The organism is Vibrio sp. 10N.222.47.A9, assembly GCF_963872585.1.
Lineage (GTDB): Bacteria > Pseudomonadota > Gammaproteobacteria > Enterobacterales > Vibrionaceae > Vibrio > Vibrio splendidus.
Genome location: NZ_CAWNBB010000039.1, coordinates 1 through 23,751 on the forward strand (window position 1 = coordinate 1; position 23,751 = coordinate 23,751).

General features: G+C 39.0%; 19 protein-coding genes and 1 pseudogene. 7 read left to right on the forward strand and 13 right to left on the reverse strand.

Translation table 11 applies throughout. From position 1 onward, the window contains the following. Window positions 1-276: 276 nt before the first annotated feature. A pseudogene (locus AACT19_RS11575) lies at window positions 277-661 on the forward strand (transposase); the annotation flags it as partial. A gap of 209 nt (window positions 662-870) precedes the next feature. After that, window positions 871-3,423: a hypothetical protein gene (locus AACT19_RS11580; RefSeq protein ID WP_076646360.1), complete on the forward strand. Its 2,553-nt coding sequence runs from the start codon at window positions 871-873 to the stop codon at window positions 3,421-3,423. A gap of 1,335 nt (window positions 3,424-4,758) precedes the next feature. On the opposite strand, the gene AACT19_RS11585 is transcribed toward AACT19_RS11580, so the two are convergent. The 5 genes from AACT19_RS11585 to AACT19_RS11605 form a co-directional block, all read right to left on the reverse strand. Continuing rightward, on the reverse strand, window positions 4,759-5,289 hold the full coding sequence (locus tag AACT19_RS11585) for a hypothetical protein (protein ID WP_076646364.1): 531 nt from the start codon (window positions 5,287-5,289) through the stop codon (window positions 4,759-4,761). A gap of 78 nt (window positions 5,290-5,367) precedes the next feature. Then, window positions 5,368-7,545 (reverse strand): KAP family P-loop NTPase fold protein, encoded by a 2,178-nt coding sequence (locus AACT19_RS11590; protein WP_076646403.1) that lies wholly within the window; start codon window positions 7,543-7,545, stop codon window positions 5,368-5,370. Window positions 7,546-7,922: 377 nt separating this feature from the next. Further along, a complete protein-coding gene (locus tag AACT19_RS11595) occupies window positions 7,923-8,888 on the reverse strand; it encodes a hypothetical protein (RefSeq protein WP_076646366.1) in 966 nt (321 codons plus the stop codon). Window positions 8,889-9,028: 140 nt separating this feature from the next. Next, window positions 9,029-9,679 (reverse strand): hypothetical protein, encoded by a 651-nt coding sequence (locus AACT19_RS11600; RefSeq protein ID WP_076646368.1) that lies wholly within the window; start codon window positions 9,677-9,679, stop codon window positions 9,029-9,031. 70 nt (window positions 9,680-9,749) lie between these two features. Then, entirely contained in the window at window positions 9,750-10,952 is a 1,203-nt protein-coding gene (locus AACT19_RS11605; protein ID WP_076646370.1) for a DUF3800 domain-containing protein, read from the reverse strand. 611 nt (window positions 10,953-11,563) lie between these two features. Between AACT19_RS11605 and AACT19_RS11610 the strand changes: the two genes are divergently transcribed. Together AACT19_RS11610 and AACT19_RS11615 are read left to right on the forward strand one after the other, a co-directional pair. Continuing rightward, window positions 11,564-12,427 carry an AraC family transcriptional regulator gene (locus tag AACT19_RS11610; RefSeq protein WP_076646372.1) on the forward strand — a complete coding sequence of 288 codons (864 nt, stop codon included), beginning with the start codon at window positions 11,564-11,566 and terminating at the stop codon, window positions 12,425-12,427. A 223-nt stretch (window positions 12,428-12,650) separates the two neighbouring features. After that, complete coding sequence (locus AACT19_RS11615; RefSeq protein WP_065607929.1) at window positions 12,651-13,361, forward strand: alpha/beta hydrolase family protein; 711 nt, start codon at window positions 12,651-12,653, stop codon at window positions 13,359-13,361. Window positions 13,362-13,777: 416 nt separating this feature from the next. On the opposite strand, the gene AACT19_RS11620 is transcribed toward AACT19_RS11615, so the two are convergent. From AACT19_RS11620 to AACT19_RS11630, 3 genes are read right to left on the reverse strand one after another with little or no spacing between them, the layout of a single operon-like run. Further along, window positions 13,778-14,149 carry a nuclear transport factor 2 family protein gene (locus tag AACT19_RS11620; RefSeq protein WP_017097735.1) on the reverse strand — a complete coding sequence of 124 codons (372 nt, stop codon included), beginning with the start codon at window positions 14,147-14,149 and terminating at the stop codon, window positions 13,778-13,780. A gap of 46 nt (window positions 14,150-14,195) precedes the next feature. Next, window positions 14,196-14,561, reverse strand: coding sequence for a VOC family protein (locus tag AACT19_RS11625; RefSeq protein WP_076646374.1), 366 nt, complete (start codon window positions 14,559-14,561; stop codon window positions 14,196-14,198). Window positions 14,562-14,588: 27 nt separating this feature from the next. Next, on the reverse strand, window positions 14,589-15,053 hold the full coding sequence (locus AACT19_RS11630) for a cupin domain-containing protein (protein ID WP_057623077.1): 465 nt from the start codon (window positions 15,051-15,053) through the stop codon (window positions 14,589-14,591). A 378-nt stretch (window positions 15,054-15,431) separates the two neighbouring features. Here AACT19_RS11630 and AACT19_RS11635 point away from each other — a divergent pair, with 378 nt between their 5' ends. Next, entirely contained in the window at window positions 15,432-17,159 is a 1,728-nt protein-coding gene (locus AACT19_RS11635; RefSeq protein WP_076646376.1) for a DUF4209 domain-containing protein, read from the forward strand. A 189-nt stretch (window positions 17,160-17,348) separates the two neighbouring features. Here the strand turns inward: AACT19_RS11635 and AACT19_RS11640 are convergent, their stop codons facing one another. The 3 genes from AACT19_RS11640 to AACT19_RS11650 form a co-directional block, all read right to left on the reverse strand. Next, window positions 17,349-17,870: a GNAT family N-acetyltransferase gene (locus AACT19_RS11640; RefSeq protein WP_076646378.1), complete on the reverse strand. Its 522-nt coding sequence runs from the start codon at window positions 17,868-17,870 to the stop codon at window positions 17,349-17,351. A 139-nt stretch (window positions 17,871-18,009) separates the two neighbouring features. After that, complete coding sequence (locus tag AACT19_RS11645) at window positions 18,010-18,480, reverse strand: LysE family translocator (protein ID WP_242658944.1); 471 nt, start codon at window positions 18,478-18,480, stop codon at window positions 18,010-18,012. Between the two features lie 194 nt (window positions 18,481-18,674). Then, window positions 18,675-19,205: a hypothetical protein gene (locus AACT19_RS11650; protein WP_131825226.1), complete on the reverse strand. Its 531-nt coding sequence runs from the start codon at window positions 19,203-19,205 to the stop codon at window positions 18,675-18,677. 215 nt (window positions 19,206-19,420) lie between these two features. On the opposite strand from AACT19_RS11650, the gene AACT19_RS11655 reads away from it, so the two are divergent. Then, the gene (locus AACT19_RS11655) at window positions 19,421-20,191 is read left to right on the forward strand and encodes a class I SAM-dependent methyltransferase (RefSeq protein WP_048664376.1); all 771 of its coding nucleotides are present in this window, start codon (window positions 19,421-19,423) and stop codon (window positions 20,189-20,191) included. Then, complete coding sequence (locus AACT19_RS11660) at window positions 20,188-21,042, forward strand: EamA family transporter (protein WP_076646382.1); 855 nt, start codon at window positions 20,188-20,190, stop codon at window positions 21,040-21,042. Before AACT19_RS11655 ends, AACT19_RS11660 begins: the two co-directional genes overlap by 4 nt. Window positions 21,043-21,151: 109 nt before the next feature. On the opposite strand, the gene AACT19_RS11665 is transcribed toward AACT19_RS11660, so the two are convergent. Both AACT19_RS11665 and AACT19_RS11670 read right to left on the reverse strand, forming a co-directional pair. Then, window positions 21,152-22,456: a tyrosine-type recombinase/integrase gene (locus AACT19_RS11665; RefSeq protein WP_076646384.1), complete on the reverse strand. Its 1,305-nt coding sequence runs from the start codon at window positions 22,454-22,456 to the stop codon at window positions 21,152-21,154. After that, a complete protein-coding gene (locus AACT19_RS11670) occupies window positions 22,453-23,580 on the reverse strand; it encodes a tyrosine-type recombinase/integrase (RefSeq protein ID WP_076646386.1) in 1,128 nt (375 codons plus the stop codon). Before AACT19_RS11670 ends, AACT19_RS11665 begins: the two co-directional genes overlap by 4 nt. Window positions 23,581-23,751: the final 171 nt, after the last annotated feature.

Below are 23,751 nucleotides of genomic sequence, written 5' to 3' on the forward strand. Positions count from 1 at the left end.
ATCGCCAGATTATGACGTAGGGTGTGGTGAATAATTGAAAATACAGGGGCACTTCTTACAAAGTATCCGGTTGGTTTTTGTTTTCACTAAGAGCTTGGATTATCGATGAAAAACGCCCCTATTGAAAGGGGTTGGGGTGTAGATTTGACCACACTGTTTTTACATTAACGCCAAGTTACTCTTATACAGGGGCACTTTCTCCCCCAAAATACAGGCTAGAAATAAAAGGATTCTAGGACGTACCATCGCGCCAATCGACTTTGTTTCTGAAATCAGAGAACTAAAGGCACAATCCAGCATTTAACCATTGAGACTACAGGGTAAAAGTCTACGGTGAGGGCGAGTGAAAAATTAAAAAGCATAGTACTGATGGGAAGCACCGAGTCTGGAGGAAGTTCCATTTTACGGTAGATAACAACACGCATGAAATCATTCCTGCTGAGTTAAGTTCATCCCGTGTATCCGACGGTGAAGTTCTACCTAACTTGCTCAAATAGTCGAGACAAAGAATCAATTAAATATCTGATGATGGAGCTTGTGAGACGAAGTTATTCGCCTCTAATGTGCAGTTCAACTCATACGGCAACCATAACGCTCTCTTTCAGAGACCTTAATGTACCGAATGAAGACGTTGCTCGGCGGTACATTTAGGTTAAGAAACTAAAACGCCCAAATTGGCGAAACTTACGCCATGAAGTATCACAATTATTATCTGAATTCTAGAAGAGTCTACTAAACGTGGGAGGATCGAATATGCTCCACTTAAGACATCTGTAAAAATTTTATACTTAATTATTATTATTAAGTATAAAAACCAATTTATTAGGTTAATAAATATCTTTCTTTATATTTAGATTAGGTTGTTTACTTATGAAATTAAAAATACTCTTTTTATTTGGTCTACTGCTGCTTCTTCTCGGTTGTAAGGAGAAAGGAGGGTCTGAGGTGCAGAAGATATTTACCGGAGAATTTCTCCTCTCACCACATGAAGTGGTTGATTTTCAAGAAATAGTGAAGAGCAGACCTCAAACAGCGTGCTGCAACGAGGCCATAGAGTTAGAGGTAATGTCAGGAAAAGAATTCATAAAACTAACCAAAGATAAGAAAATCGTCGCGCTCAAAGATGGTGAAGTGAAGCTAAAGAACAAACGGAATGGTGATTTATATTACTTAAAAATTGATTCGAATGACTTAGGGACGGCATTTTTAAACTTAACTTTCATCGATTTATACACGGGAGTCGTGTTGACTGATGATGTGCTTAAAGTAGGACATAGTTACGCCTTAGGGATGTCTAGCCGTTTCCCATTAAAACAGAGCGATGTGCAATTAGAGACCACAAATGAAAAACTAATCCAACGTGATGCCGTCGGCAATATCTTCATCACCCCAACCGAAGCAAATGTTCAAGGCAGCAACCTTTTAATTAAAATTCAAGCGAACGGCCGGAAATACGCGAAATACTTTAAAATAAAAGAAGAACAAATTAAGGGAAGCAGGTTAATTACGGATCCTCAAAAGCGTTTCTTGCCTGTTGGAGCAAAAGTCCTCCCTTTGGTTTCGTATATTAGCGCGGACGGGAAGATTCACTCTGTTAGAGCAGAGCTGTTAACCTATGTAATTGATGGAAAAGAGCTATCTCTGGCCGCTCTCCACGAGTATCTGTCTGATCCAAAGAACACAGGCCGACATAAGATCTTGGTCAAACACCCCAATTTAGTAGAGGCCAGCTTAAACTATGAAATAGTAACGTTGAGTGATTATGTGACAATGTTCGGAATAACAGTCAACCTTCCCGTCTTCCCAAAAGCATTACAAGCTCATGTAGATATTCCATATCGTCTTCTTGTAACGAGCAATGGAATAGATGTAACCTCCTTAGTCGAACTCGAGGTGGGCCCCGACGAGGCTGGGAGAATTGAGGACGGTTTTCTCATAGTTTCTAACAAAGAGGTAAAAACCTTCTTAGTCTCTGTCTCAATTAACGGAAATAAACTTTCTTCGTACATCCCCCATCATCCCGATTATTACAGAGTGAATGTAGATAAAACAGATCTACGTTTAAACCTTAATATAGCGGATAGTCTCTACACTAAAAGGGATAAAGATTTGCCCTTACATTTATTATTGAATGACGTTAATGTAACTGGCCGTAACCTAGGCGTTCAATTCATTAATTCCACAGGAGAAAAAGTCCCTGGAAGTGACGGAAAAAAGGCTTGGTCCACCTGCAGTTTGAGTTTTTCTGATCCATCGGCGACAGTCCTCTTTGATGACAAAATTTATGGAGTGCCCGAAAATCAAACGCATGAATCACTGCTCACGTTTGATTGCCGTGAACGAAATCATATCACCCCCCATCAAGCAATAGACTTTGTGGCGATAAGTAGTATGGGGTTAAATGAAGTGATCGACCACTATGGTACGCCTTCCTTACTTCATCCAGAAGAAAATGGAGTTTATAGAATAGTGTATGATAAATTTAACCAACAATCGGTGCAGGTTAATGTCTCTCCATTTCTGAACAACATTTTCAACCATTATAGCAAAAACTGGCTTACGGGACCGTACACAGTTTCGGGCTCTGAAGACCTAATTGTAGATTCACGGGGAAACCTAACGTTTTTAGGAAGCTTCCAACCCTCCACCCTAACCCTCCACAAACAACTTCAAGGGGAGGAGCTGATAACTTATAATCTTGAGGTCGATTACAGCAAGACCGAAATATCAGAAACCCACGTCTATAATCAAAATCATTCTTGGATGACTCTTGCGAAAAATATTGAATTAGATGGACAAACTCTGTCTTTTGAAAATGTACCTTATCTAGCAAAGGGTATTCCAATTACGGTAAGTGCTCTGAATCAAAAAGGTGAAAATATAATTATTAATCCTTATATTCGCATTAAGGCCGATAAGCCTACTGAGAATGATGCCATCATGTTAAACGGTAATCAGTTGTTCATGAATACTCAGGGCTCAGTAGGCCAATATCAATTTGCTTTGTTAGATAAAGAATATAGGCAAGAGTTATCAGGCATCCTTTTTAACATCGTCGATACGATTAAAATACATTCGATTCAAGGCCCACACTTAAATACTTCAATTCCCGTAGGCTCAATTGGTCGCTTGGCATTTAAAAGAAAAAATGGGCCAGACTATGAAATTAATCTCAATCGAACCACCTCTTTCTTAAGGTCTTATCAATACATGTCTACTATGTATGGAAATGTTTTTTCGAAATCAGGGGGAAATATTTTACCCGTAGACACTGGAACAGGGGTGATAAATACAATAGGTTCAGCTTATCGAAATGGCTTTGGTATCAGTGAGAGTCTTATGGCTGAACTGGAACAACCCGTTCAATATGACTTTGAGATTATCGATCCATTAGGAAACTTATTGTTTTCATGGTCCCGCTAACTGATTATCTATCGATTTAACAGACATAAATAGGTTAAGAATGTCGTCTGAAGCGGCATTCTTTTCTAAAAAAACAATAGATCGTAAAAATAATTTATTTAACCTCCTCAGACCCTTACCAATAAATTGATTAAACACAATAAAACAAGATCCGATAGTTCCCAATTAAATTTCACCCAATCGTTAACTTTTTTTCAAGATATTCCCTATCCAATTACATCGCACTTGTAAAATTTATACTTCTACCTCAACAACATTTTATATTCTTACAAGCAACCATTTACATTGAAATCGATTTAAATGGTGTGTGGTGAATAATTAAAAATACAGGGGCATTTTTGGAACACTTTCCAATTAGTTGTTGCTTTCGCTAAGAGGCTAAATTATCGATGAAAAACGCCCTATTGGAAGGGCTTGGGGTGTAGATTTGACCACACTATTTTTACATTAACGCCAAGTTACTCTTATACAGGGGTACTTTAACCCCCAAGTACAGGCTAAAAATGACGAGATTACAGTTAACGGAAATTAGCGCTAGAACGCTTTTGGACAATAAACGAGTTAATCATGTTTAAAATCAATACAAAAAAGAGGCCATATTGACCTCTTTCATAGATTCATTTTCTTGACCTATGGTGTTTAATTACTCTTAATTTTTCTGCTCATATTTTTAGCTATCATGCGCTAATCTAGAAAGCGTTAAAGTTACAGATCAATGCTCTAAAGATCGTAAAGCCTTACCTAGCAGGTCTTCTGGAGAAAGGTTAGAGTGAGTGTTCATTATACTTTCGATTCTCCTTGTAGGAAAAGATTTACAAGTCTTCCCTTTACCATCAAAGTCCTCTTGTCTTCTGCCGTATGCAATGTACACATTAATGAGAGTACATTCCCTCTCTCTCACTGAGCAGGTAATTTCCCTGAGTTTTTTTTGAAGACCTTCAAACATTCTATCGAGGCTTTGGTCATTATTTGCCTTAGTAAAGTGGTCATAGACTTCAGAGATAGTGCTATTTATTGATAGCTCAAACCTATGTACTTCTTGTTTCATTTAAAATAACTCAAATATTATTGGGATTTATATTACACATACTATAACCAAAAACATTGAAAGTTATTGGTTAATCAATTTAGTCAGCTTTGGCTCTCTTTGTTATCAGCTCTTGTCGACAAAGCTAACTGCTTCCAGTTGCAAAATACATCATTGGAACTCGCCATGAGTCGCGATCACAGAGTCGCGACGACATGCTGACTCAGAGTTGGACATAAACGTTTTAGAACTGATGCTCTATAGCATTTCTGTTAGATTAGGAAAACTATGTGAGGCCTAGACGTTTGTTATAACTCTCTCGCTACAATTGCTAATTTTTTTAGGAAAGACTCACAGACAGCATCAAAGCAGTCTTGGTCTGCACAAAACTCATCTACTGTATGTTTCTTAGGCGCATCCTCGTCTAAGAATTTAGTCAAACTATCTCGCATATTTAGTATTAGCTGCAAATCAGGTTTAAGTTCTGGAAAATGAACATTCACGAGCATGGTCAAAACGTCAAACTTTTTACCGTTATCTCGGAAATTATCATTCACCAATTCATTAATTTGGCTGAATGCTAACTTTCCAACAAAATAGCGAAGATGAAACAAATACAAGTTTGTCACATCTTTGTGCCAGCGAAATAAAGCTAAATACAATTCTTCTGATTTAGCCAACTTTGTATCTTTAATACTCTGTGTTAGCGCTCTTTCATGTGCTTGATTCAAACTCTTAGAATTAAACCAATTGGCAAGGAAAACGCCAATAATCGTCGAGATTGCTGCAATCGATGCTCCAACAATCGGAGCAAAATCAATAGGATTCTCTGTGCTCATACTACCTCTGAGTTATAACGATTTGCTCTACGGAAATTTAGGAGCGTCAGATAGTAAATTTTCCGTAGCGGCGCCTTGTTAGGCCTTCTCGACACTATCATTCTCCGTATCTTCTGATTCATGTAGAACGTATTGATGCAACCATACAAATTGCTCCAAGAATAGAAAACCTTTTTCTGCATCATCATCGTACAATCTGGGGAAGTCGTCAGAGACTTTCATTACTTGGGGGAAGTTCGTTTCGATTGCGCTTAAAACTGTTGAGGCGTCTAGCTCACCAGTTAAGCTGTTATATTGAGCCCTTTCAAAATCCGACTTGTGAGAAACACCGGACTCCATTCCCCACGCTGTTGGTACATACGAGTCGATTATTCTAATTAGAGACTCTGGGTCCTTTAAAATCAATCCATCCACGTAATCATTAACGTAGCCTTTCTCAACAAACTTATTCAATGTATAAAATATTGTTGGTATGGATGTAGGCGCTAATAGTGTTATATCTTCTTGGTCTTTAAGTTCATCAGCTATTACTTTTCCCAAGTGCTTCCCAATTTCATCTATGCTTGCTTCAGAAAACGCATCTTTTTCAGGTTTGTTCTCATCCTCTTGCTTTAACCATCTAAATATTTCAAGCTTGAACTCAAGTATAGGTGCAATATCGATGCATTTTTTTGCCAAGTCAGTTCGATCTAGTTTTGGCACATTTTGGATCAGATCGCTAACCAGCATGGCTGCTTGGGAAAAGGGAGTCACCCAACTATACAAAACCTCTGGATTTGAAATCTTATCACTCTTTTGTGTTATCGCTACAGCAAGAGCAATTGAGGCAGCAGCGCTAATTTCGCCTGATTTTTGCCTCAATTTTTTAATTAGTGTTTCCGATGAAGCGGGGGTTAAAACTTCATTCAGAGGATTGCTTTCTCTATCAAGTTCCACTCCCCACTTCTCACTTTCGTCAGACAAAGCTTGGATTGCTTGATCAGATATATCACCTCTCGGAATGGAATAAGTAAAATATCTTGAGTAATAATTTTCAGAGCAAATTCTTTGGCCATTATTCCATTTCTCATACCAATCGGATCCATAGCTCATGTTCCCGTAGACGGATTGAAGTTTAGGAAACATGTTTTTTAGCAGCTTGATAAAACCTGCTTTATTGATGTTCTTGCCAACATCAAGGGCATCATTTACAAGGTTTTTTATATGTTCTTTTTCATTATCATCATTTGAGTAATAGCTATCCCGAAAAGTACCTGTAAATAGCGACTTATTTACCCTTAGCACCTCATACAACGAAGGACAAAAGACCCTTATGCCCTCTAAAAGCATTAAATCTACAGGGTTTACTTCTCCTTGCAAGATAGGCAAAGAGAACATTAATGTATTCCCATATAGCTTGGCTTTTCTTGGAGTGGTTAAGCAATCATCAAATGCAGAGCTAAAGTCACGAACAAACTCTTGAACTTGCTGCTGTGAGAGTGTGATACACGCAATATTTATTGCTTCATCCACTCCTCGAAAACAAAATTCTCGAAGGACTTGCTTTTCAACGGCTGGCAAATGTAAGGGAACTTGAATAATTTTTTCTAAAAATGCCTCTCCTGCATTCTCAGCCGTACTAGAGTAGCGATCTTGCAAGGATGCAGCGACAACATCTTTATCAAATGCCAAGATATATGATGTATATTTAAAATCAGCAGTTAGCTTAACGAGTCTAAACAGTGCATGAATTTCTGTTTTTTCTAGCCTATCAACATCGTCGATTAGTATAAGGACTCGCCTCTGAGCTGTTTCCAGCTCATTTTCTATTCTTTTCTTAAGCTCATTTATATCTGGCCCTGAAATGAAAGCACCAAAGGCCTCTCCTGCCCCCTTTGCACCCATAAGTGCTCCAGCACCAGGAGCCGCCTTTTTAACCAAATCCTTAAGCTTATCCCCAGTTTTTATTAATTCTGCATCTAGAGCTTTAGCTATATCAAAAAAGAAACCTGTTAGCAGCTCTTCCTCTGCACCAAAGCGCCAAGGGTTGAACTTAATACATATTACGTTCTCATCAGAATCCAGTGATTTTTCAATAAAGTTGAGTACGGATGTTTTACCGTCGCCCCATATACCATAGAGTCCAATAACTATACTGCTTGGGTCACTTCGCTTTGATATTACTTGAGCTACCCTCTCGGAAAAGCTCCAGCGAGAAAATCTATCCTGTTCTTGCTCGTGTATAGGTGAATCTGAGGAGTAGTTTTTATCTTCCATATCGTTCCTGAGGTCTAACAGTGTCTCTTCAGCAGACATTGTCTTTATAATATTTTTAGAAAATACAGACACCAAGGCAGTAACATACTGTTCTAACTTTCTGTATATTCCTTGCACTCACAAATTGCAGAACATGTCTGTATAGTCGTGATAATTCAACTAGACTCATAATCCACCATCAAGAAAAGTAGGTCAAGAACTGGCTTAAGAAAGTTGTCAGGAATTATTTACTAAATGATTTTGGGGCATTTCTGAGGTAGAACGTGCCACAGGTAAAAGTTCAGCCTGTGAGGGTTTTGGACAAAAACGATTTAGACCTATAGCCCTAAATCGTTTATACAAGATTAGAAAAAGTATCTTGAAACCTTAAATGCTTGTTATGTTTCTTTTAGCTCAGGAGCTACCACATTTAGTAGTTTACTGGTGTAATCAATTGCTTCACGAGCTATTTGTTGAGGAATGAATTCAGCCTTATGCACAGCGTCATTCCTTGGATTGACGAGTAAATCTCGGTAACTATAATTTTGTTGCATTAAGTCTAAGTGCAACTGAGAATCAGCTAAATTAAAGCGCCCACCTAGAGTTCTATTGCTTCTATTACTCAGGCGTGCGCCAATCTCTTCATCTGATAAACCACAATTAGAGAGTTCTAATGAGATCAATTCAGTTAGTGCGTTTTCAATAGATGCACCGCACTCTATTACAGTTTTCCGATAGTCTTTCTGCAAAAATGCGCGATTAGCCTCTAGGTAAAGTTTATAAGTCAAATTTAACGGAGCTCCAGATGATGCCAAAGTGCAAGCTTCAAGGAACTGTTCATGTTTAATATTTTTCTGCCAGTTATCCAGACAGACAGTAATTACTTTATTTTCAGTAATACCTTGATTTTTCCCATTTTCATCCCAATAAAAAAGGTGAAAATTATCACCATAAGAATTCAACGTCTGCTCAATACGAACATTTTGGTTAGACATCACTTCTAAGTAGTCAAGTAATAAGTTTATCCATGACACAAATGATTCATAAAGTAATTGACCGTTTACTTCAGCATCGTGTACTTCAAACTGAAATACCACTCTGTGCAAACTAGAATGACCACTAGGATATTGATTGGGCTTCCCCCAAAATATCGGCTCAGAGCCTTGCTTCCAGCCCTTAGCGACCTCTGGCGGGGTTAGTAGCTTCCATAAAGGATCTGGTTCATGTTCAGTCCAAATAGGAAGGAACGGAATATGGATGACACCACTGATGCCACTGACCATGATCGGGTACGAATTTCCAAGAACAGATTTATCTACACTAATCGGATACTTGAACTCAAAAATACTATATAAGTTACTCATAATTATCCCTAGATAACATAACGTCAAATTAAGGTGTGAACAACTCCACCACCTTACTTAAACCATTGCTCTATATACACTAAATTCACTTGAAGTGAGAGCGCCAAGCGTTGTGAATCACTCTTAAATTTCTTATTAGGTTACGAAGTCAAAGTTTTATGCTTACTATCAACAGCTTTTAATAACTCTTCTCTTGATTGCTCAAGGAGATTGTGGAGCTCTTCCATATTTTGGTTAACTGTTGCTAGAACTGTTTCTTCAACTTTAGGGTTACTCCAATATAACGATGTACTACCAATTATTGATGCAAAGGCTACCAATTTCCTCTGCAGAACTTGCATACTCCTGAACGGAATAACCATAGATTTCAGCTGCTTATCATCTAACCGTTGAAAAAGAACGAGCTGTAATTCAAGTTTATTTAACAGCGTTTCATTTTTTGTCAGCATATCTTTCAATGGAGCAGAATCATCTTTGCCATTTTGTGTGATGTACTTTACTACCCCAGACTTAGCAAATTCTTTTACTTCCTTTGAGTCCTGTCGGTAAGCATCGATACTTAACTGTAGAAGCCCTATATAGTTCAGAGCCTGAGAAAAGCTCCTTGACGTTGAAATTGTGGCTTCAACAACTCGATCCAAGTTATCTAAACTCTTTTGTAGAACAATACCTCTTTTCCACGCATTCAGTGCTCGATAAGCAATAATGGCAGCAAATACAGTAGCTAACGAAGAAACTCCAGACAAGAACTCCGTCAGTTCAATATCAACTATAAAGTCATGAATATTCACACTAACACCCCGATACTACCAACGATGGAATGAAAAATGCCAAACGTTGGGAATCACTTTTAAATGCTTGTTAACTGGCTGCTTCCGCGACCCTTGGATTTGCTTTTGCTTTTGCTAAGAATGAAGGGATATTATTAGCTGCATTTAAACCACCATCATGTACTGTCCCAAGATCTTTAGGGTCAACATCATGTGTTGGCCAAATCTTATTGTGTCCAATAAAACGATCCAAATCTAACTTGTTTAGTTCTAGGAAAAAGTAATCTTCTGATTCTCCAACCGCAACACCTGCAGCCCAATAAGCAAAAGAACTTGCTACAATATCAGCAACTTGTATCTGCTTATGTTTCTGAGAATCAGCAAACCTCATTGATTTACCTTTTAGAGGCAGTCCAAATTTGCGACGATCATACCCTAGCTCAACTTCATCTTGAGTCCAATCCATGAATTGAGCAAACATCTCACGTTGTTTTTCAATGCTATGAGAGTCATCGTGAATTAGGTGGAAGCCTTTAGGATATTGATTCCCCCATTGGATACATTGTGCAAACAAAGCTGGGATTGATGGATCTAAGGCTGTTTTATCAATATCGTCTAGTGCGCTATCAATGTATGCTTTAGTGTCAAGGATTTGATCTATATCGGACTTAAAGCCATCACTTGACGATGATTCTTGCACGGCTTCAACGCAGGAATAGAAAGCTTCAATAGACTCTTCAGTTTGCTCTTTCACCATAGCTACAAACAGCTTATACATATTGTCCACTAACTCTTCATTGCAGAAAGCTTCGAAGCAATAGAACAACATATTTGATAGTGCAATATTTTGCCCATTAACATAAAGATCGACACCTTTCAGGTGGAGCATATGCTCAATAAGTAAATCTACAATTTTAGATGTAACCATAAAACGTTTTGAGAACACGTTCATTTTAATACTTTCAGTATTAACTGCTGGGTCACTTAATAAACGTATAATTCCATCTTGCCCTGCTTTATTTCGTTTTAGTCTCTTAAAATGAAGTTCGTTTTCTGCGCGAGAACCAACTAAACTTAAAAGACGTTCCGCCTCTTTAATAGAAAGATCGCAGCTAGCTAAAGTGAAGACTGGTTGATTTTTGTCTAATAAGTTTGAGCCCGTATTTCCTGATTCATCTAAGAAAATAGAAGGAATCACACTCTGTTTTTTACGTATAGCCTCGGCTTTTTGATTCGCTATTTTTTGAACTTTAGCTTTCTTTTGCGTTCTTTTGTGTTTGCTATTTTTGCTCATATATACTCCTGCCAGTTAACGCTTTATAAACGGGATCCCCCGTATCCGCACTCTCTCTATACTGCGCTCAACCTCCATAAAACTCAATGAAAATCAGGGTGTTGTGCAATTCTTGCATCTCAATCGAGAATCGATTACGAAATAATCCGCATAGAACACCAAGCTCATCAGGATTAGCTCTACTAGGATAAAAAATATGAGGTACACTCAAAGAAGCCATTCACTCTAAGAAGCTTATTGGGGCAGAAGTGTTTTAGAGTAGTCGCACTAAGGCGCTCTTGTCCCAAAGCATGGCGGCATAACACGCCTCTGGACAAAACCTTGTTAGAGTAGCCACTTAAATTAGAAAACTACGGATAAGTTTTAGTACTGCAAAATGCTGTATTACACTCTTTGCTGAGGTGCTAACCGTCAACGAAAACAAACAGAAGTAAGTACTGAGTGCTACGCAGTTAAGATGACGTTATTGCTTGTTGATATGGCAATTAAGCATAAGTATTAGCCCTCCATAAACTGTCTACTACCCGTCATCTAGCAATTTCAATCAGGCATAATAAAATCTTCTTGGGTATTATCATTTCTAAGATTTTTAAGTTGGAGTATAAAAAGCAGTGAGCGTGATTAAACATCATGAACGACAAATAAAAAAAGTGTGCGATTTTATAGATGGTAACCTAGATGGCGAGTTCTCACTTGAGCAGCTAAGTTCTGTAGCTGCCAGTTCAAAGTACCACTTTCATCGTATCTTTAAAGCGTTTATGGGGATTAGCGCTATGCAATATGTGTTGTTGGCACGAATGAAACGCGCTTCTTTCAGGTTAGCATTCGAGTCAGAGTACAGTGTTACTGATATTGCCTTTGAAGCTCGCTTCACAAGCCTAGAAGCCTTTAGCCGTGCTTTTTCTAGGATATTTGGACAATCACCTTCCCAATTTAGAAATCAGCCTGAGTGGCGTACTTGGCACTCAAAGTATGAATATCATCCACCGATAACAGGAGAAAGTGTAAAGGACGTTCAAGTCGTAGACTTCGAAAAAAGAGAAGTTGCATTAATTGAACATAAAGGTAGCCCAAGACTGGTATACGAGACAGTAGCCAAGTTCATAAATTGGCGAAAATCAACAGGTTTATCTCCAATAAATACCAGCGAAACATTTGGTATTCCTCACTCTGACCCAAACGATACGCCTGATGATGAGTTTCAGTTTGATATCTGTGGCTTGCACGGAGGAGAGGTTCTAGCAAACGCCTATGGAATAAAATCTGGAACAATACCAAGTGGCAGATGCGCCATGGCTGTCCATGAAGGAAGCCATGATAGTATTAGTAACACCATGTATCACTTGTACCATAAATGGCTGCCAGATAGTGGCGAAGAATTAAGAGACTCCCCTTGTTTCTTCCGTTACTTAAACTTTGCTCATGAAGTTAATGAGTGTGGGTTGTTAACAGAGATCTACCTACCAATTAAATAGTAAATGCAATTATGGTAAATCAACCACCTACGCACAACGAGCGTTACGTAAAATCTACACTCAATTAAGGAAGAGTCATATTACCATCTAAATAGACTAAACCGTCTTTTAAGCCCTTAAATTCATGTTGACTGTCCCAAAATAGCTCAAAACGAAAGAACGGCTCATCGCCGAATATAAAGAGCTAAGTGTATCCACAATAGCAAAGCCTAGGAGAAATTTTATGCAAACCAAGATAATACAAGATGGCGGTGAACCATTTAAAGTTTTGGTACACGAGTCTGGTGAACAAAACAGTCCAGTTATACTGTTTTCTGTCGGCGCAGGTGGAATGCCTGAACGATATTCAACTCTTTTGGATACACTAAAAAAATCAGGGTGTACAATAATTGCTCCATGTTTTGAGATGCTTACAAATCATTTTCCTAATAAAATTGAATTATCTCTTAGAGCAAGACGACTGTCCCTCTCTCTAAAAGCATGTACACAACCTAATTCAAAAGTGATAGGAATAGGGCACTCGATTGGTGCTGCTACACTTATCGCTTTAGCTGGCGCAGAGATGCAAACGAGATCAAGAGAAATAGTTGATATTTTACCGGACAACAGACTCGTGTCTTTGGTAATTTTGGCTGCGCCAACTAAGTTTTTTTATGCTCCAGGTTCGCTTGACACAGTTAATATTCCCATTTTTGCGTGGGTTGGCTCAGAAGATGAGATTACACCGAGCGCCCAAACGGAATGGTTGGCTCAAACCATTCCTAATCCGCAAATGGTGGAAATGAGAGTTATTGAAGGTGGCGATCATTTCTCATTTATGGATCAAGTACCACCACATATTGCCGAGCCTCAGATCGATAAGAATAAATTTTTGCAGGAATATTCTGAAGAAATTAGTAAGTTTGCTTTAAGTCAAAAATATGTTTTGGATTAATCACCGTGAAAATACGGCTAACAACGTTTAAGACGGATTCGTAATTTCGACATAATATTTAAATCAAATTCTAAATTCAGTGTTCATTATTCCTATTATGACAAATGTGCGATTTTGCTATCCCAAACAACCCTCAGACCGCCTAAAACGCTCTAAGCGGATATTTGGAACGCTTTCAGTGCGATTTTCAGGGCAAAAATCAGCAAATTCATTTGAGCTAAGAACAACACTATGACGGCCACTTTTCGGACTTTGTGAGTTTTGGGTGTCAGATTAGTTATATGTGGTCAAAACCCACCCGACCGAGAACGTAGGCTTTTTGGCGAAACTAAAAATGGGGCAGAGGCGTGTTACAAACTTTAAGCTCCCCCGTAATGACAAACTTCAGTAGATAGTTAGATTTCGGATAATCACTACTAACTGAGTTTGAAAGGTTTACATTGCGTACCTTGATGATACCTGAGCTTCCAACAAGTGCCCGTAAATGTCCAAATTGAACAGCGTTTGGCATAGTCACTAACTTCTCCAGATTCACTTACAAGAGCAGACTCATACTTTAAAAGCTGTATAGAAGGCTCAAGTTGAATACATTCATACTTTTGAGAATGAACGCGGATATCTGAAGGCTCTTCCAAATCCATCATTTGAATAATGGATGTAAAGTCGTAGCTATCTCCTGACTTACCAACTTCAGTAAAACTAGGGTGTATTAAACGATCAAGGTCAGCTTTGTTCTGACGAGTTTGGTATTGATGGAGTTCTATTTCTTGTTCGATCAAAATGTCCATTTTACCTCCTAAACTGATATGGCATATAAGGCCTTTTATAATCCATTTAAACCACTTGCAACGTCGTCGCCCCACGCAAGCCAATTAAGTTGCCAAACGGATCTTCGATTTTACACATAAAAAGCCCATTTTCAATTGCCATTGGGCCTCTATACAGTTTTGCACCAAGTTCTTCAAAATGATCCAGTGCTTTATCCAAGTTGTTTACCGACCAATATAAAACTGTCCCGCATTTACCCGAGCCTACTTTTTCGTCTGCTTGCACTATCTCAAGAGAAAAACCGTTTAAATTGAGCACGGTAAAGTCGAAACTAGGATGATAAACAGATTCAGCTGTAGGAAAGGCTTTTTGATACCACTCGATGCCTAATGCGACATTTTGAACATGAATAAGAATCGCTGTTGGAATCATAGTCTCCCTCCTACTACTTAACAGTCACTAGTATGGTGTGCCGTTCTTTCTAGAGGGAGTCCATTCACCAGAACTTTCAACAACCCATTTGAAATCATCATCTGGATAATGGGCTTCGTCTTTTGCAACTCGGCTCCCTATAACTATAAATTTACTTTGTTCGCTACTGCGGTTTATTAAATGATGACCATTTTCGACCCTAGCAGGGAAGCCAATACACATTCCTGCAAACAATGTCTGCTCACCGTCATCACTGACTAAACATAGCTCACCACCGAGTACATAAAGAAACTCATCTGACCTTGTGTGCCAATGGCGAAGAGCCGACTGCGCATTCGGTTCTAATACTTCCAGATTCACACCGAACTGAGTGAGCCCAAAAGAATCACCTAAACTTCTGCATTCAGATTGACCAAGGCGAGATTTAAATGGCTCTGGAAATGGGTTAAACGTATCACCTTTTATGCTTAACGCTTGTTTCGCTTTCGTCATTAATTGCCCCTATGCATAACGCTTTTCAGTCGGGATATAGTCATTTGCTTCTGGCCATCTTGCTCAACCTTTTTAAGCAACTCAAGCCATATATGGTGGTTATGTGATTTTTGTACGCACACTCGTTATGGGTTACGAAAAAAACACCTGCACTCTAGGGTTGTTAGTTAGCATATGTATTACAAAATCAACTCACCATTAATTAGTCAGTCATCGGTCGTGACACACTTTGGGGCACTTTCGAGTTAGAAAGTGCCACGGGTAAAAATTCAACCTGAGAGGCTTTTGGACAATTCCGTGTTTGTAATTAGGCTTTTCTCAAAGATAAAGGATTAAACATACGTTAATATACTCATACGTATATCTACTTAGGACATTATGTTGCTTCCCCCTGATATCATAAAAAGTATCCAGAGAGTCTTCTTTAAGGATGAGCATTTTTATCATGATGAATTCCTTTACTCATCAAAACTAAATGATTTATTCGAAGAGCATAAAGATAGTTTAGATCATGTTGATTCTACCGCCTTACAAAACCTAGTGGTTCTTTCCATTCATAAAATTAAGCTCAAAGAAATGGCGTTAGAGAGAATGAGCGTATGGAACTATAACGATATAAAAAAGGAGGAATTACCGTATTTAGAACAAATCATTGAAGAGGTTAGTTGCTATTGGTTAAGTGCAAAATTCTATGATTACCTTTGGTCTACAACAACCCAAAAAAATTTTACAAATGCGAAGAAAGCACTCATTTCATATCAAAGCTTCCCAATTGAAAATTTACTTAATGATCAATCTTATTGGGAAAGAGCTATTGCTTTAGCTACGTGGGCAGACGTTCCGGAAGCATATGAAAGCATTATTGATAATTTAATAAGTGCAGCAGCACAGGACGATCTAGCTTTCATTGTTGCTCGTTTACTAATTAAACAGCCTAAAAAAGTATTCTCACTGCATTCTCTAGAGCTTACCAAGTTGGTAAAACAAGCGATTGATACTCTAATCAGTGAAAAAAATTACTCTATCGCTATAAGCTACTGGGAGTTACTTCTAAAGATTGCCAATAGAAGCTTACCTTCATCTCTAAACAAAAATGAAATCAAACACCTATATAGTGATACCTACTACCGCTGGGCAATTCAAGAAAGAGAGCGCAACAGTCACCTATTGACTGCTAAGCACTTTCGAAGTGCATTAAGTTTGCTTGAAAGCCTCGACGGAAAATATAAGACAAAGCATAACATCGACTCATTAGAGCAAAAAATAGAGAATGAGTTAGTTAAAACTAGGGAAGATATAACCAAGCAATTCGAGGTCTCAGCTCAAATCCATAATTTAGATTTAACTGATATGATCACGCAGACTAAAAGAGCCATGCATGATCAGTCTTTTGAAGCTATTTTTTCTATTCAAGGCGTAAACCTATTAAATATAAGAACCCTATACTTTGAATCAAAAAAAGACCAAGGATTTTTTGTTCGCACTTTTTGCGGTTCTATCTCTTTTACAGATGAAGGCGGTAAGCTATTAGGTAGCTACCCCACTCATTCCGCAGAAGCTCGATACGCCCAATGGGTTCAGTCTTACCAAAGAGGCTGTAACCTTTTGGCTTCAGGAAGTATTTTGCCTGCTTTACATACTCTAAAAAATGGGAACAACATTGATAAAGAATACTTTTCTGAACTAATCAACAACTGTTTAATTATTCCAACGTCGCAACGCGCATTAGCAACAAATGCTCTATGGTTTGGCTATTGCGATGATTTTTCAACTTCACTTATGCTTATTTGTCCATTGATTGAGAGCATGCTCCGCTTCATCCTGCAAGAATCAGGAATTCCAACAGTCACCATTAACACTGCTTGTGAGGGCGAAAAGAGTATATCTTTATTACTAAAGCTATCTAAGAAACATAGAATACTAGACTCGTTTCTTAAATTTGAAATAGAGGCGCTATTCTCTGACAGACATGGCTTTAATTTCCGAAACAAAGTGGCACATGGGATAATAGATGATCAAAGTAGTCAATCATATGGTGCTATTTATGTATGGTGGTGGTTCTTAAGAGCAGTAACTCTTTATCAAACTCCAGTACAACCTGATTAAACGCCATAATTGAACCTAGATATTTCGACGGAGCTAACAACTTTTGGGGCACTTTCAAGCTAGAAAGTGCCAAGGGTAGAAATTCAACCTAAGAAACTCTTGGACACAAACAGCTTAGGCACCTTACATTAAACCATAAGGTTAGACGAAGTATCTTGAGACTCTCAAACGTTTGGTTGTCCTTTGTAGTTAGTACATATAGCCAAGCCAGTCAATATGGCCATCTCCCCAATTCTTTGCATTCATTGGCTTTATATAAAGCTCATCAACATGTTCAACAGCAACACCATAATTCGTGTGTTCATGAAGCCTTAACCATGAATTGGTTCCCTTAACTTGAATATACCCTCGTGCTGAATAGAAACTTTGCAGCTCTGAGACAAGAATGATGAAGTCTACCCCCTTACCTTCGCAAAACAAGGAAACCTCGGATAACATCAACGTACCAATACCATGACCTCGATAATGTTCAGCAACACAAAAGTCGACTATCCCCAAAACCTTGTGTACTTCATTCCCAACTTTTATTACCCGATAATCTAATCCGAGATACCCGACAAGCACATCACCTTCATACTGTAGCGCACGAAGGTGAGGGAGTTGTTTAAAGTAGGAACGCCCAACTTGATGCTTTGGAAATGATTGATTCCGCAACATCATAATTTCTTTATGCTGCTTTTCGGTCACATTAATTTCATATACGATTTTCATACTCATCCTCGTAAGAGCTAACGGGCGAAACACCAGAAAGTTAAATTTATCCACTTGGTATTACATGCCAGTAATGAACGTTTTGATTGTGTATTCAGTTTTGAAACTTGCAAATTTAAATTGAGCAGTGGCCCTAAACTCACGAAGAGTTTACCAAGGCCATAACACCTAACAGTATAAAAATACTTCCAGACCACCTTGAGAAAAAATCAACCCAGTGACTTCTTGCTTGAAACCTTTTATGTAGATGACTAGCCATCAAAACACTTAAAAGATCCGCGCTGCTAAACATTAAATTCGTAAAAACTCCCAAAATAAGTAATTGCAGCCAAACAGCAAGACTACCTACTTCATTCACAAACTGTGGCAAAAAAGCAAGATAAAAAATTGCGGCTTTAGGGTTCAGGACATCGACGATGACACTCTCAATGAAAGTTCTTTTAGGAGAGACCATATTATTTTCGCGAGAAGTAACCCTTAACTTTTTAGTTAGATAGATACGCTGGAACCCCAACCAAACGAGGTAAAGAGCTCCTAACTTTTGAATGACGGAATAGAGAGTAGGATTAGCTAAAAGCACCGAAGACAAACCTAATACAGCTAAAATCACATGGACATACCCTCCTATATGAGGCCGAAAGCTGCCATTATTCCTACTTTCTTCCCTCCTGACACCGCTTGAGCAATACTATAAAGCATCGCCGGACCGGGCATGAACGCATATAACAAAGTAACAACTAAGTAGGTAAACAATTCCGTATTTGAAGTCATTATTATTCAAACTCCCTTCTATTTTTAACCATTTCATTCTCCAATATTACTTTCCATATTGAAGTTTCTCTTCTCCAACCCTAAGGCAGCCAATTGATGAAATTCCGTTTGTTGATCCCCTCGAACCGCGAGTAATTTATCTCTCATCTTTGCGACCAGAGTACACCTAACTTCTTTACCATTCACCGAAGCAAATGATTCACGAAACTTTTTGGCAGAATTTTCATCTTGTTTAAGCAAGAAAATATTCCTCTCAATTACTTCAAAAAATTCGGAACTACTTTTATGTCTCAGAAAATTAACTCTGCTATGAGCAGACCTACTTGTAATTTGTTGATCAAAGCTATCAACGAGAGTATTTGCCGCTTTAAGACTTTTTCCCCATTCGAGCGTCATACTTTCAAGCGTCAAATATTTCGTTGGTAGATTATATTTTTTGTGTTCTCTGATAGCGGTTTCCACTAACATCTGTGTCTGATTGTCACTCAACTCCAACTCATTCAAGTTAAAAGAACCATAGAGCATTATTAACTTATCTCCCTCTTGTAGGATTGCTAATGCCAAAGGTGTCCTCAATTGAGGCCACATTTTACCCATAGATAAGTAACTACGGAATAAGTACCTCGATACCATAATAATTTCACCGAAAACATAAAATCACTTACGGTAAACTAAACCACTAATATCGATTGAATTAATAATCAACTGATAATTTATTAATTGAAAATCAATACATACCCTAGAATCACAGGTCAAAAATTATCAGGCATATATAAGATATGGATAACTATAGTGACCCTTGGGATAAAATACGCTGGCATAATGAAGAACACTTCTCTATTGATGAAGTTGGATTTAATTTGGTTTCTTGGGGAAGTCCCAAAAAGAGAACTACGGAAAATAATTTCGTTCTAGTTAAAGATCCTTCATTCGCCAAATCAATGTCACGAATCTGTGCACCTTTGACTCCAAAGAACATTATTGAGTTTGGGTTATATCACGGTGCTAGTCTCGTTTTACTCGATAAGATTTTCACCCCTGACTCCATCATAGGCATAGACGAACGCCAAGAACACCCAGCCTTAAGTCAATACCGAAAGGGATCTTCAGCACACTCTGTAATAGAACCTTATTGTGGAGTAAAGCAAGATCATACAGACAAGCTCATTCAAATATTAGAATCACACTTCCCCAAAAAAAATGTAGACCTAATTATTGATGATTGCAGCCATTTATATGAACCAACAAAAGCCGCCTTTTTGACATCATTCCCTTATCTAAAATCAGGTGGGATATACATCATAGAAGATTGGGGATGGGCGCATTGGCCGGGCGAGTTTCAAAAGAAAGAGTTTTTCCCCGGAACTCCTTTAAGTAAATTGGTTTTCGAATTACTCATGCTTCAAAGCGTCATTCCAAATGTCATAGCTAAAATTGAAACTGATTATAATCACGTTGCTATTACTAAAGGAGAAGAGAGTAGCCCCAATAACCGGAAACTATTTGAACTCATAAAATGCAAGACCTCGATTCACATTGAGAAACAATGATAAGTTCATACTCCATACTAGCTATAGCTATTATTTTAAGTTCATTAGACAAATGGATATCACGAATCTTCCTTAAGAAAAATAATTTATGCAATGAGTACTTACTAGGCTATCAAATAACATGCAGTGTACTAGCTGCGCTGTTTGTTGCATTCGAAATCAAACAAATCCCCACAACACTCGACAATACAAGTAAACTTTTGGAGCTGTTGGTTTTGAGTATATTCAGTATTTTCTCGTGGATGGGTTTTGCATACTCGACCTTCAGGGCTCGTACTTCAATTGAATTAGGCGTTGTCTCTATAATATCTAAAACAAAGATAATCTGGAGTGCTATTTTCGGAGTTAGCTTTTTAAATGAGAAACTTACTTTCCTTCAAATAGTGGGCGTTATGCTCATACTTATCGCCTCACTACTCATCAGTAAAAATAACAAAATAGGTCTTCTTTTTTCAAACAATTTTCACGCGTGGCTCGCCCCAATCTTTCTCACTATAGCTATAGGTATTGATAAAGTGCTTACGATCTACTTACCCTCTAGCATTATCCTTTTCATCGGTTTTTCTGGAACTGCTCTTTTGACGCCTCTACTATTTAAAGTTCATTATGGGTTAATCAAAAAAGTTCTAGCTAACGCGATAATAACAGCTACTTGTGGCACGGCAAGCTACTATCTTCTCTTAAAAGTGCTCAACACTAGCGCTTTTAGTTTAGTCATGGCTTTATTCCAAGGTGCCTTTATCCTCGATATTCTTTTTGGTTACTTCTTTTTAAAAGAGCACACTAACCTTACAAGGAAAATAGTCTCTTGTTTACTCGCCACCCTTGGCATTTTGACTTTGGCTTCATAACGTACACTTATTTACAGAACTCCAAGTGTGACTCTCCAAAACACAAACTTCACCAAAAAACCTAACCTTAAAATTTGATGTACTTATGTTATTCCGACAGATATTTTAATCACCATTCCCAAAAATCCACTTCATATCTAAACCGTTCAACCTCCTCATCGGTCAGTTCCGGTATTAATTTGATAGGTCTTCCTCTGCGTTTAGGGGGAGATTTCGTCGGCTTAGGTTTGGAGGCTCTCACTTTTCGAGTTTTAGGGTTATTCACAAGCTGGTCTGATAATATTCCACTAATAACTTCCCCTATCGCCTCAGCAGATTGTGAGACCTGCGCATCATCCACATGAGCATAACGAAGCGTGGATGAAATACGCGTGTGACCCAACAGTTTCGACACCATTGGGATAGGATACCCCTCTAACACCGCATAACTGGCAAAGGTATGGCGCAAATCGTGAATGCGAACATCCTCGATATGGGCTAAGGCTCGCACCTGTTGCCAGACCATACTAACCTTAGTCGACCGACTCACAAAACGATGCAAGGGCATAAACACATCATCGTGTGATTCGCTACGATGCGCCCATACTTGCTGTGGTATGTCTGAAAGGAGTTGCTGCGCTTCCTTGCCCACATACACCACCTTCGCACCCGTTTTGCTGTCCGGCAAGTGCCACTCCCTGCCTTTAACAAAAGACCATTGCAGGCCTGTTACCTCAGAAATTCGACACCCCGTTAACAGCACCAGCTTTAGCACCTGGCAACAGCACGCTTCCAGATCACCTTGCTGGCTGATCACCATTAATGCCTTCTGCAGTCGCGCTAACTCATCCAAACTCAAAAAACGATTGAGCTTTTTTTTGCGATTTTGCTTAAGACCGTCACAAGGGTTGTTCATGCAATAGCCTTGCTTCACCGCATATTTGAAGATTGAACGAAGCACATCAAGATTACGATTAGCTGCTCCTGCGTAAATCTGGCTAAGTTCATCAAACCAACGATGTACATGACACGAATCAATACGGCTGACAGGAAAACGTCCAAACTCGGGCAACAAATGCCTTTTTAAGGCGCTCGACGCTGTCCCTTGCGTACTCAGTTTCCATCCCTTGCAGACCTTCTCCGTCCATTCTTCTTTCACCAAAGCATCGAAGCGGATCAACCGTATAGGTTTCGTCTCTTTGTCTAAAAAAGAGGCCTGTAAAGCTTGTACTTGTTGTCTCATTTTTTTTAGTGTCAGTTGCCCCACTGCCGCCAACGTCTTATTAGGAACGGATAAATGAGTCACATAGAAACGGCGACCATCGGTATAAACTCGAACCCCTAACGCTGGCACTTGAGTATCCCACACCGTATACGTCCGAGTTTTCGAATGAAGTGATTGAATCACTTTAGAAGTGAATAACAGTGACTTCATGAGCGCATACCTTTAACGAGTACACCCGACACATGAGAAGCCGCCTGACACACGTCATCACGTCCCAAATGTGCATACTTTAGCGTCGTTTCCGCTTCAGCATGCCCCAAAAGGCGACTCAGCACGATCAAGTTTACCTTCGACTGAATGGCAATACTGGCGTAGGTGTGACGTAAATCATGCAAACGTACACCTTCCAATCCTGCCAACTGGCGAGCCTGTCGCCAGAATATACCCAACTGATTGGTGGATATGGGTTGAGTGTTACAAGGGGCTGGAAACAGGTAAGGACTCTCTGATTGCCATGCATCAAGATAAGCTCTAACTTGTGAGCAAAGGTAAACCGTTTTCGCCCCCGTTTTACTGTCTAGTAAATGCCAGTGACCACCTCGGTACTCTTTCCATTGTAAGGTTCTCACTTCCGATGAGCGGCAACCTGTGTATATCAACAAACGTATTATCATGACCTTAGCCGGGTTATCGCCCTCTAACGTGTCTAACACTCGCCAGAGTTGTCGCAATTCATCTTTACTAAGATAGCGCTCTCCCCCTCCCTCTTTATAACGCTTGAAACCACGGCAAGGATTGGTATTTTTAGGACGATATTCCCACGTTTCACATTGTTGCATCATAACCGACAGCAACACTAACGCTTGGTTGGCTGAGCCTTTCACATGGCTTAACTGGGCAAACCACTGCTCAACATCATTTCGAACAATGGATTGTACTTCCCTATCTCCAAGATAAGGGGCGATCTGAAGACGAAAGGCACTTTCGTTCTTTTTCAAAGTGCGAGGTTTCCAATGACGAGGATAACGCTCAAAAAACTCTTGGCCGAACGCCTGTAGCGTTATGGAGGGCAATGCTTCAATTTTCGGACTGCGCACCTGCTGAACAAACAGCAAGGCTTCTCGTCTTGCTTGACGTAATGAGTAATCTAACGTGCAACCTAGCTTATGATTTTGCCTCAATCCGTTGTGCTGAAAACGAACGAAAAACACGCACCTCCCTGACGGGTAGACTCGTAAATACAACGTAGACACCTTGGAATCATAGTATTCTTGTGTGGTCGAAGTCGGTTTAACGCGCTCGACAAATCGCTGAGTAAGAGATATTTTTTCCATTTCAAGCTCCTGTTTACAGGGGCACTTTTGAACCGTAGAACGCTGTCAAACATGCCATAACACTAAAAAACAAAAACTAAATACCAATAAATTTCAATAATTTAAAACAGACAACCACCCATAATCGCCAGATTATGACGTGGTGTGTGGATGATTCTAAAGCGGTAACAA